Here is a 9375-nt window from a genome sequence, read left to right on the forward strand (position 1 = left end):
TCACTCACGGTTCATTCATGGTCACTGAAGATGACGCGGGGCGGGGCTTCGATGGACGCGCAGGGCGAGGAGATCACCGTCGAGCAGGCGGCCGAGGACTTCGCGGCCGAGCTTGCACGCTGGCGGGAAGTACGCGGCATGTCCAAGCGGGCACTCGCGCAAGCCATGGGCTTCGACCCGTCCTACGTCAGCCACATGGAATCCGGCCGCCACAAACCCAGCGAGGACTTCGCCCGTCTCGCCGACGAGTCCCTCAACGCTGGCAAAGCGATCTGGCGGCGCTGGTGCGACTACGAGCAGGCCAGAGCCAGGGAGACCCGTGCCAGGCGCCCGCCGACAGTCCCGCCATCCCCGCGCAGGCCCGAGCAGCCGTATGCGACCGGCTCCGCCCTCGTCGTCGAACACGACGCCGCCTGCCTGAAGTACGACGGCCGCAACTACCGGCTCACCATGCGCCGGCTGCTACGGAACACCGGCACCGAGCCGGTGACCCGATACCTGATCCGCATCAGCGTCGACCGCTACCCCGGTGACCCCGAGCGGTCCAACGCCCACTACCGGACCCATCCGTTGACCTGGGACGAACTCGCCCTGACCGCCACCTGCCGGGGCGAGACGATGCGCTGGCAGGCCAAGCACGACCGCGACGCCTTCAAGGAAGTCTGGCTGCTGTTCGACAACGAGCAGGGGCGCTTTCCGCTCTATCCCGGCGAATCCGTTTGGATCGAGTACGCATACACCGTCGGCGACGACAAGTGGGGCAACTGGTTCCAGCGAGCCGTCCGCCTGCCCACCGAACAACTCGAAGTCCAGCTCGTCTTCCCCGCCGACCTCGACCCCGTCGTATGGGGCACCGAAACCTCCATGACCGCCGAAGCCTCCCCGCTGCGCACCCCGCCTGTCCGCAGCGACAACACCGGACTACGGCAATTCACATGGATCACGACCACACCCGCCCTGCACGCTCGGTACCGTCTGGAATGGCGATTCCGGGCAAGGCCCGACGGCGAAGCAGATCAAGGGAGTTCAGGTGACTGACGTGCGGCCCAGCCAGCGCATGCGAGACCTCGGCGTCGTCCAGCACGGTGCCGGCATCCTCGCCGAACCGGCCCGTGCCTTCGACCTGCCGGCCGAGCGTGACGAGGCCGAACGCATCGTGGACGAACTCTTCGCCGCCATCGAGCGCATCGGCCAGGTCCACCCCTTCGCCAAGGGCATGGGCATCGCCGCCCCGCAGATCGGCATCGCCCGGGCCGCCGCCGTCGTCATGCCGGCCGACGACGCCCCCGCCGTCATCCTGCTCAACCCCCGCATCACCGACCGCTCCGAGGAAATGGACGAGCAGTACGAGGGCTGCCTCAGCTTCTTCGACGTCCGCGGCCTTGTCCCCCGCCCGCTGAAGATCACGGTGCAGGCCACCACCCCAGCCGGCGAGACCACGACCACCGTCTACGAACGCGGCCTCGCCCGCCTCATCCACCACGAAATCGACCACCTCGACGGCCTGCTGTACACCGCTCGCATGCGGAACGGAGTCGACCCCATCCCCGTGGAGGAGTACCGGCAGACAGGCCGAGCCTGGGCATACGAGTAGGCCACTGTCTGGGGCCCGTTCCTGGGCCGGAGCCATGGTCCGCCCCGCTGGCCCCAGCAGGAGATCTCGAAGCGCCAGCACGAAATGCTGCTGAAGCGGCGCACCGAGAGCCTCGCGTGCCCCTGGCCTGCGAAATACACGCAAGTTGCAGCAGTGTGCGGGAGCGCCGAGGGACACGGTAGGCCATGTTCCCGCCACACCTGGCGGGCCGCAGTTCTCTGGGCGGCGTCACCAGGTCACCGGCAGTTCTCGCCCAGCCCTGCAGGGGGCCGGCCTCTGCCGCGAGCACGCTCTGTGACGACGAGGCCGACCGCCGGGCTGTCTCCTACCGGGTACCCCGATGGTTGCTCATTCCTCTTCCCTGGCGGGATCCTTGACGTGCGCTCTCACGAGATCGGGTCCGCCGCCGCCCCAGCTGGTCCCCCGGCCGGGCGGGACCACGCTGAAGGTCGGATCGCCCATGAAGTGCTCCTTGCCATCGATCACGTGATACAGCGCCACCCAGCCGCTCGTATCGTTGCGCAGCTCGTGCGGATCGGATCCTCCCTCCCAGTGCAGGATGAACTTCTCCCGGTCCGTGGTGGGGTAGTGGATGTCCCGCACTTCACCGCCCCGCTTGTAGGTGAACTTGCCGGTGATGGCCATTCTGTCCGTACCTCTCTTCGTGGGTTGAGATCTTCCGCAACGGCGGTGGAGCCGGGACTACTGGAAGGACACGTTGGTGATCGGTACGCGTGCGAGAGGGCGTACGTTCTCGGCGAGTTGCGTGGTGGGCATGGCTGCCAGAGCGGCAGATGCGTCCGTTGCCGGCAACAGCGAGGTGCCTTCTTCGGCCAGGTCCTCGATCAGAGCCTTGATCTTCTTCTCCGTCACCGAGCTCATCACGAAGACGTGGGCGTAACTGCGCCAACTCTCCTTCTTCTTGGGTTCCTCCGGGTTCATGAGCACGTCCTCGCAGGACAGCGACCACTTGGCGACCAGAGCTTCACTGGGCTTGCGGAACCGGACGGTGAGGGCGCCGGGACTGCGGGCGGGCCACAGGTCGAGACCGTGAGTCTTCTTGAGGTCCTGCAGCTGGCGCAGCAGTAGTTCGGCGAGGCGCTGTGCCTCCTTGATCTTGCTGATCTGGTCCTGGTACGAGTGCCTGGCCAGGTGGTCCCAGAGCACCAGCGGCGAGAAGCCGTTGCGCGATCCGGCGAACGTGGTGTCCGGGGCGCCGATGTACTGCGGCTTCGCGGGCGGCTCCAGCTGGTACTTGACCTTGGTCATGTAGATGCCGCAGGGCCACGGGGCGCCCGGCCACTTGTGACCGCTCATCGCGATCGACGCGACCATGTCCATCTGCACGCCCTGGGGACTGATCGCCGTCAGCCCGAAGTCGAATTCGGGCAGCTCCACCTCCGGCGTCCAGTCGAAGACGCCCGGCTGCTGGTACGCCATCCGCATGAACGGCACATAGGCCGCGCCGAGAGCACCGTCGACGTGGATCCAGAAGCCCCGGCGGATCTCCTTGACCGGCTCCCCCGTGACCGCGTTCTTCCCGAAGACGAGCTCACGCCGGAGCAGGTCGCGGTTCTCGAAGATCGGCAGCAGCTTCTCGCACACCGCCCGAACGTCGTCGTGGGCGCCCTTGAACGTACTGCCGAGGTTGAGGCTGACCAGGATCGGATGGCCCCGCTCGGCGAAGAAGTCGACCAGCGTGGCCAGCGCCTCGATGTCGATCTGGCCGGTCCCGTCCGCGGACGTCTGCGAGGGGCCGGTCAGGGAGGGGACGTCCTTCGGCCACGGCAGCTGCTTGCCGTCCTTGTCCGTGAGCGGGCACTGGTCCTTGTAGAGGTCCTGGGCGACGGCGTAGAACGTCTCGACGTTCAGCACGCGTGCGGCCTTGGCGAACGAGTAGTGGGTGTCCTCTGAGTAGAAGGCGACCGGGCGGAACATGGTGGGCTTGTCCGGTGCGATGGCCTGCACCCACTCCAGGCCGGCGGCACCACCGACCGCACCGGCGGCGGCGCCGGCCAAAGTGGCCTCGTCAGGCTTGAGCAGTGCCTTGCCGCTGAGGTAGTCACGCGCGTTCCACAGCGCGTACATGTTGCCCTCGGTCGATCCCATGGAGAGCATGTAGCCCCAGTACGACTCCGGGTCCTGCGGGTCGTGCGGCCACTGCGCGTTCCACAGCGCGGCGTAGTAATCGAGCACCGCCCGCTCGGCCACCTTTGTGTTCGGTTTGTAGCCGCCGGAGCGGAACGGATCGCCGACGTTGTTGACGTGGTCCTCCATGAACCTGCTGAGGTCCGCGGGGTAGCCGTTCATGTCCTGGGTGACCTGGTAGCCGAGCATGTGGTCCCGCTTGTCGGCGAGATAGAGCTCCATCGAACAGATCGCCTTGCGGCGCTGGGCATCGGTCAGCCCGCAGGGCGAGAGCTCGAACTCACGCGTCTCCAGACCGGGCTCGGCCGGGTACGAGGTTCGGGGATCCCTCGTGGGATGACTGACCGGGCCTCTGTGCCCATCAGCCAGTCCCTGGGACTTGACCAGCTGCTCCCAGCTCTCACCGTTCGGGCCGAAGGGGAACTGGGGCAGTTGCTGCGAAGGGGACGTGACTTCTGTCATGGGGGACACTCCCTGCCGACGCCGGGCACGGGCCGACGCACTGTGTTGGACACCAGGCATCGGTACCGCGTACAGACGGCGGGGAATCGTACGAACGACCGACAGGCGGAAGGCGTTCACCGCACCGGCCCAGCCGCCTCACCCGCAACCGGCGATCTTCCCTGAAACCCCAGCGCAGGACCGGCCCGATCAGCTGCCGTGTCTCATCCGGCAGATCACTCGGGTACGGCCGGCGCCCGCCCACTCTTCCCAGCAGACCGCCTCCCTGGCCGACCGCGCAGCACCGGAACCGGACAAGCCGCCTGGACCGCGAAGCCCCGGGAGGAGGGGCTCGTCCAGGTGTCACCTGGTCGGCTGCCCCCTGTCGCGGTAGGAGGGGAAACGTAGGACGCTGCCCTCAGTTGCGGCGATGCCACTCCGCAGCACCACCGCAAAGGGGTCTTGAACCGGCATGGTGGCTGTGCGGATCGTTGACCAACCCGGAACCGGCCTCGGCCTGGTCACCGAGGTTGCCCGCAGGGAAGGCGATGTGGTGGCCACGATCTGTGGGCCTGAGTACCGTTCCCACCCCACTCGCACCTCCATCCAGATCGCCGCTGACCGGCACATCGACGGCCTTCAGGTCGTGGCCTACCTCAACCACTCCTGTGATCCGGGCACCTACGTGGACGTCAAGTCTCTGACCGTCATCGCCGCCCGGGACCTGGTCCCCGGGGACGCGCTGACCTTCTTCTATCCCTCCACAGAATGGGCCATGGCCTGCCCTTTCGTCTGCGCATGCGCGAGCGACGAATGCCTGGGCCGTATCCACGGAGCTCACAGGGTGCCCACAGCCGTACTCAGCCGCCATCGCCTCAGCACACACATCCGGGAGCTGGTCACCGTACGAGACGCTGCCGCGGCACGCTGACGAGGATCACCGGGCACCGGGACCACGGTCACCGGGCAGACGCAGCAGCAGGCCCGGGCAGTGACAGGGCCGACCACACTGGGAGCAGTCCGCCTCGCCCGTCGTCGTCGCCCGTACCCAGTAGTCATGCAGAACGGTGACCGGCTGCCAGCCGAAAGCCTTCAGCACGCCTTCGCTACGGTCCGGTTCACTGTGCAGCCAGGAGATCACGAACGCCTCGGTGCATCGTTGCCGCAACCATTGCGTGCACTGTGCGGTGAGGGCGCTTCCGACGCCACGTCGGCGCATCGAGGCGGCCACGGCCAGGGTGCCCAGACGTCCGATCCGTCGGCCGTCGACGGAAGGTGGGGTGGCAGCAAGGGCACTGGCCGGCATGGGAGCGACAAGTTCCCCGTAACTGTCGTCATCCAGCACGCAGGCAGTAGCCGCACCCACCACAGCCGATTGCATCCCTGCGCGAGCAGCCAGGAAGAGCAGCGTCCCGTCGTGGAGACCTTGGAGCGCCTGGTCGACGACGAGCGCGCTGTGCCCCACGACCGCCTCGAACAGGGTCATGGCCTCCGTCACGACTCGCCGGTCGAGGGGACCGAGTTCGACAACGGCCCAGTCCGTCATCGCTGACAGCGCTCCTCTCCGTGTGCCGCTCGGGTTGGTGGCGGTGCGCGGTCCACGGCTCGAGGAAAATGGACGCCGAGCCGCAGTCGGCTTCCTCCTCGGCTGTGTCACAACCTCGTCGTGCTGGTCACCATGTCATGAGTCGGCAGCGGCACCGCGCCGCGGCACACCGAAGGCATACGCGCCATGCTGAAACGCCTGGTCGACCGCGGCATCCTCACCCAATGCGAACCCGGACTGTTCACCCGGGCTTAGCCAGCACCGACCGCCCAAGAAACCATCGTCTGGCAGTGCTGACCTGGCACTGACTCAATCCGGCGCAGGGAGCCAGAACAGGGGTGCGGACGATCGTCTCGCGATCCGCAGGGCACTGTCCTCCGGCCGCTGCAGGGCGGCGACGGGCAGGGGTGCCCCTCGCCGCCTTGCTGCTCGCACTGGGGTGGAGGCACTGGCTCAGCCAGGGTGCTTCCAGGCTCCCACAATCGCGCGCCCGTACCTTTCCGCGTCCGGGTTGGGTTCGCCCTTCACAGCCGACTCGCCGGGCGCGAGGAAGAGGCTCACTTGAGCCCCGACGGTAAGGCCACCTGCTCCCTCACCCGGGGCCAGATTCTTCGTGTGCATCCACACCTTGGTGCCGTTGAGCAGCGGGCAGTGCCAGACGGGCCCTGCGGACCCACGGCCCCAGAGCTTCACGGTGACCCACTGGAGCAGCCACATGTCATCTTTGTTCTCGACCTTGAACTCGATGTGCTTGGGGTCGCCGAAGTCGCCTGGTGCGTAGACGGAGTACGTGTCGTCGTCGCCCTTCTCGAAGTCGTTGTAGTCAGGCTTGTCCAGCTTCGTCCATCCCGACTTTCGGTCGCCTCTGGCGAACTGACAGAAGACGTCGGCGTCGGTGCCGGCCCAGTCGTCTTTCGCGGTGATGATGCGGACTTCGTACAGTTCCTCCCTCGCCGCCGCCTTTTGTGCTGCCGCTTTCTCTGCGGCGGCCACCTGTTCGGCTTGCTGATCCTTGCCGGTGATCTTGCCACCGGTGGCCACGTAGCCGACGTTCGCGAAGGCGCCGAACATGCCGGAAGCGCCCTCGGCGGTACCCGATTCCTTGTCGACCTTGCCGCCGAACACCTGGTAGCCGGAGTTCCGGAACTGGTTGATCAGTCCCTGAGACGGAACGTCGCCGATGCGTGTGGAGGACACATCGTCGTTCAGACATGCACCGCGCTCGTTCTTGAGCTCTCTCAGGTCGTAGGGGCCACCCGGTGGCACCTTGAGGCATTCGCCTTTGAGGTCGGGATGCTGGAACAACTCCAGGGTGCGCTTGGTCTTGTTCACCACGCAGGTAGCCGTGTCACTGAAGCCGCGATCGCCGATCTCGCCGAAGTTCTTGGCTATCGACTCGTCCGCGATCACGACCCGCCCTTCGACGGAGCCATTGCAGTTGGGGTGCTCATACAGGGCGTAGGAGCCGGACGGGCAGACGTCGGAGCCTTTTGCTCGGATCACTTTGACGGTCATGGCGACACACTCCCTGCTCGCGCGTTCGACGGACATTTACGCCATAACCACCCTTCGTCAGGGCTCGTCACCTCAACAGTCGAATTAGGCCATTCGGGTGACATATCCCGTAGTCGTGCACCCCGCTCGCCGTCCGCGCCCGGGCTGAGCTCTACAGACACACGTCGGCGAGGGAAGCGTGTTGTGAGGACGCGCATAGTCGGTCGTTATGCCGGTTCCCATCGAGAGCCCCCGCCGGATGGTGGTCCCGACGGGGGCTCTTCTAGGCGCTGTCCGATGGGTCATGTGACCGGTGCCGGGTACATGACGTTGCGGTGGATGTGGGGCGGGGTTGGGGCTCCACCAGCGCGTGTGTCGGACTGCTGCACCGTAAGCTCGCGGCGCACTCCGGCGTGCCGCGCATCCGTGCAGTGATGGGACGTGCCGGTCATGGCTTCAGGAAGAACTCCGGTCCGTAGCTCCTGATGGTGCTGCCGGGCAGCCTGATCTTCATGATCTCGGTCGCGAGCCCCGCCATGTCCCGCATGACGTCGATCGACTTCTGCAGCGCGTCGGAGGACCCCTCCGCCCAGGCCTTCTGCAGCGCCCCGAGCATCGCGGCGTACGCGTCATTGAACTTGTCCAGCGCGGCGGCGGTCTTGTCGTCCGGCTTGGGCCAGCGCCGCTGCGTCATCCTGTCCATGCCGTGGGTCTCTGGCCAGCGGATGCGGTCGCCCACGAACTCCCACTTGTCCGGGTCTCGCGAGACCAGCCGCAGGGTCTTCCCCGCGGCAATCTCGCCGAACCGGTAGTAATGCGCCAGCTCCCCCTTGTTGTGCGGATCGTTCGGGAGCTTCTCGGTGCCCTCGCCCTGCTCTTTGATCACCTTGATCGCGTTCAGGACGGCGTCGAGGTTGTTCAGCACCTTGAGCTCGTTGGCACCGATGTTCACCGCCTGCTGCTTGGCGGTACGGATCTCGGGTACCGGCGTCAAATCGCGCAGGGCGTCGGCGATGCCGTCGTAGAACTTACCGATGGTGGGCTTGCTGCTGAGCACGGCGAGGGGGTTCTCGGGCTCCTCGATCTTCATGAAGTCCTTGAGGGCCTCCGACGACAAGCCTCCCAAGTGCACCTTGTGCCCGGGGTGGACGTTGCCCGGCAGTGCCATGGGGTAGTTCATTCGGCGGGCGGCGCCGACAATGTCCGGAGTGCCGCCGAGTCCGGTGAGGATGTTGCACACCAGGCCCATGTGGAACATCTCGTCGAGCACCACACCCGAGATGCGGCCGCTCACCTGGTGCTCTCTCGGCTCCCTGATATCCCACAGGGCGCAAAGGTATGGCGGGATGGTGCTCAGCTCCAGGTCGATCGCGGCCTGCAGAGTGTCCTTGACCCACTTCAGGTCGCGCTTCTTCTCGTCCACGGCCATCAGTTGGACGATGCGGTCGTTGGCGAGATCCTCGATGCCAATGATGTCGTCGAGGTCGGCTTCGGTGGGTGCGGCCACAGCTATCCTCACTGTTTGCATTCTTCTGATTACATACAGTAGCCTCCTTGGTTCGCTGAGGACCTGTCAACGAGGCGCGCTGTCGCAGTCAGCCCAGCGCACAGTTCACCGGCGCGTTTTCCTTACTAGGGCCTGTCCGACGGGTCGGGTCAGCGGCCCCGCTCCAGACAGCCATGTCACCCGAATGGAGCAACCCAACGTGCCACTCACATGGGTGAAGATCACGCTGGCCAGTGCCCCAACCGAGGCAATCCGTGAAAGGCGAACCAGATGCACATTCGACGAATCCTCGCCGCCGTCATCGCCACAGCGGCCCTCGCCGGACTCGGCCTCACAGGCGCCACCACCGCGCAAGCAAGCGCACCGAGCGACAACCCCTGGGACCCGATTTCCGCCGCAACGTGCCAGCAAGGCGGCGGAACGGTTACGAAGGCACAGTTCGGCCGGAACCCGTACTACTGCAAGGGCGGCACGTACGACAACCGGATCGTCCAGTGACACAGGCGACCCAGCAGGCGCCCCGTAGCCGCGTGCTACGGGGCGCTCCCGCACGAGCGTGGCCGGGAGAGTCGTAGAGTCGGTGTCGACCCGCCGGACACGCCCTAGTAGTGCCTGGTCAGGTTGATTCGCTGGTGGCGTGTCCGT

At 66.3% G+C, this 9375-nt stretch carries 9 protein-coding genes; 4 read left to right on the top strand and 5 right to left on the bottom strand.

From position 1 onward, the window contains the following. The first annotated feature begins 30 nt into the window (after positions 1-30). Together AV521_RS23610 and AV521_RS23615 are read left to right on the top strand one after the other, a co-directional pair. Positions 31-1038: a helix-turn-helix transcriptional regulator gene (locus AV521_RS23610; protein ID WP_256725657.1), complete on the top strand. Its 1008-nt coding sequence runs from the start codon at positions 31-33 to the stop codon at positions 1036-1038. After that, a complete protein-coding gene (locus AV521_RS23615) occupies positions 1031-1594 on the top strand; it encodes a peptide deformylase (RefSeq protein WP_076090496.1) in 564 nt (187 codons plus the stop codon). The genes AV521_RS23610 and AV521_RS23615 overlap by 8 nt, the downstream gene beginning before the upstream one ends. A 348-nt stretch (positions 1595-1942) precedes the next feature. On the opposite strand, the gene AV521_RS23620 is transcribed toward AV521_RS23615, so the two are convergent. Both AV521_RS23620 and AV521_RS23625 read right to left on the bottom strand, forming a co-directional pair. After that, positions 1943-2239, bottom strand: a complete 297-nt coding sequence (locus AV521_RS23620) for a hypothetical protein (protein WP_076090498.1) — start codon at positions 2237-2239, stop codon at positions 1943-1945. A 57-nt stretch (positions 2240-2296) separates the two neighbouring features. Then, the gene (locus tag AV521_RS23625; RefSeq protein WP_076090500.1) at positions 2297-4204 is read right to left on the bottom strand and encodes a hypothetical protein; all 1908 of its coding nucleotides are present in this window, start codon (positions 4202-4204) and stop codon (positions 2297-2299) included. Between the two features lie 451 nt (positions 4205-4655). Between AV521_RS23625 and AV521_RS23630 the strand changes: the two genes are divergently transcribed. Further along, entirely contained in the window at positions 4656-5114 is a 459-nt protein-coding gene (locus AV521_RS23630) for an SET domain-containing protein-lysine N-methyltransferase (RefSeq protein WP_076090501.1), read from the top strand. A gap of 6 nt (positions 5115-5120) precedes the next feature. Here AV521_RS23630 and AV521_RS23635 read toward each other — a convergent pair whose 3' ends face one another. The 3 genes from AV521_RS23635 to AV521_RS23645 all read right to left on the bottom strand — a co-directional run bounded on the left by AV521_RS23635 (position 5121) and on the right by AV521_RS23645 (position 8730). Then, positions 5121-5729 carry an N-acetyltransferase gene (locus tag AV521_RS23635; protein WP_076090503.1) on the bottom strand — a complete coding sequence of 203 codons (609 nt, stop codon included), beginning with the start codon at positions 5727-5729 and terminating at the stop codon, positions 5121-5123. Positions 5730-6182: 453 nt separating this feature from the next. Then, positions 6183-7244, bottom strand: a complete 1062-nt coding sequence (locus AV521_RS23640; RefSeq protein WP_076090505.1) for a PLAT/LH2 domain-containing protein — start codon at positions 7242-7244, stop codon at positions 6183-6185. Between the two features lie 427 nt (positions 7245-7671). Then, entirely contained in the window at positions 7672-8730 is a 1059-nt protein-coding gene (locus AV521_RS23645; protein ID WP_179023336.1) for a ferritin-like protein, read from the bottom strand. Between the two features lie 270 nt (positions 8731-9000). Here AV521_RS23645 and AV521_RS23650 point away from each other — a divergent pair, with 270 nt between their 5' ends. Beyond that, positions 9001-9228, top strand: coding sequence for a hypothetical protein (locus tag AV521_RS23650; protein ID WP_076090507.1), 228 nt, complete (start codon positions 9001-9003; stop codon positions 9226-9228). Positions 9229-9375: the final 147 nt, after the last annotated feature.

The organism is Streptomyces sp. IMTB 2501 (assembly GCF_001953885.1).
Lineage (GTDB): Bacteria > Actinomycetota > Actinomycetes > Streptomycetales > Streptomycetaceae > Streptomyces.

What these genes read in the sequence shown, in the direction of transcription:
- AV521_RS23610 (WP_256725657.1), top strand. Translation starts at nt 31, where the DNA reads ATGACGCGGGGCGGGGCTTCGATGGACGCGCAGGGCGAGGAGATCACC.
- AV521_RS23620 (WP_076090498.1), bottom strand. Translation starts at nt 2,239, where the DNA reads ATGGCCATCACCGGCAAGTTCACCTACAAGCGGGGCGGTGAAGTGCGG.
- AV521_RS23625 (WP_076090500.1), bottom strand. Translation starts at nt 4,204, where the DNA reads ATGACAGAAGTCACGTCCCCTTCGCAGCAACTGCCCCAGTTCCCCTTC.
- AV521_RS23630 (WP_076090501.1), top strand. Translation starts at nt 4,656, where the DNA reads ATGGTGGCTGTGCGGATCGTTGACCAACCCGGAACCGGCCTCGGCCTG.
- AV521_RS23635 (WP_076090503.1), bottom strand. Translation starts at nt 5,729, where the DNA reads ATGACGGACTGGGCCGTTGTCGAACTCGGTCCCCTCGACCGGCGAGTC.
- AV521_RS23640 (WP_076090505.1), bottom strand. Translation starts at nt 7,244, where the DNA reads ATGACCGTCAAAGTGATCCGAGCAAAAGGCTCCGACGTCTGCCCGTCC.
- AV521_RS23650 (WP_076090507.1), top strand. Translation starts at nt 9,001, where the DNA reads ATGCACATTCGACGAATCCTCGCCGCCGTCATCGCCACAGCGGCCCTC.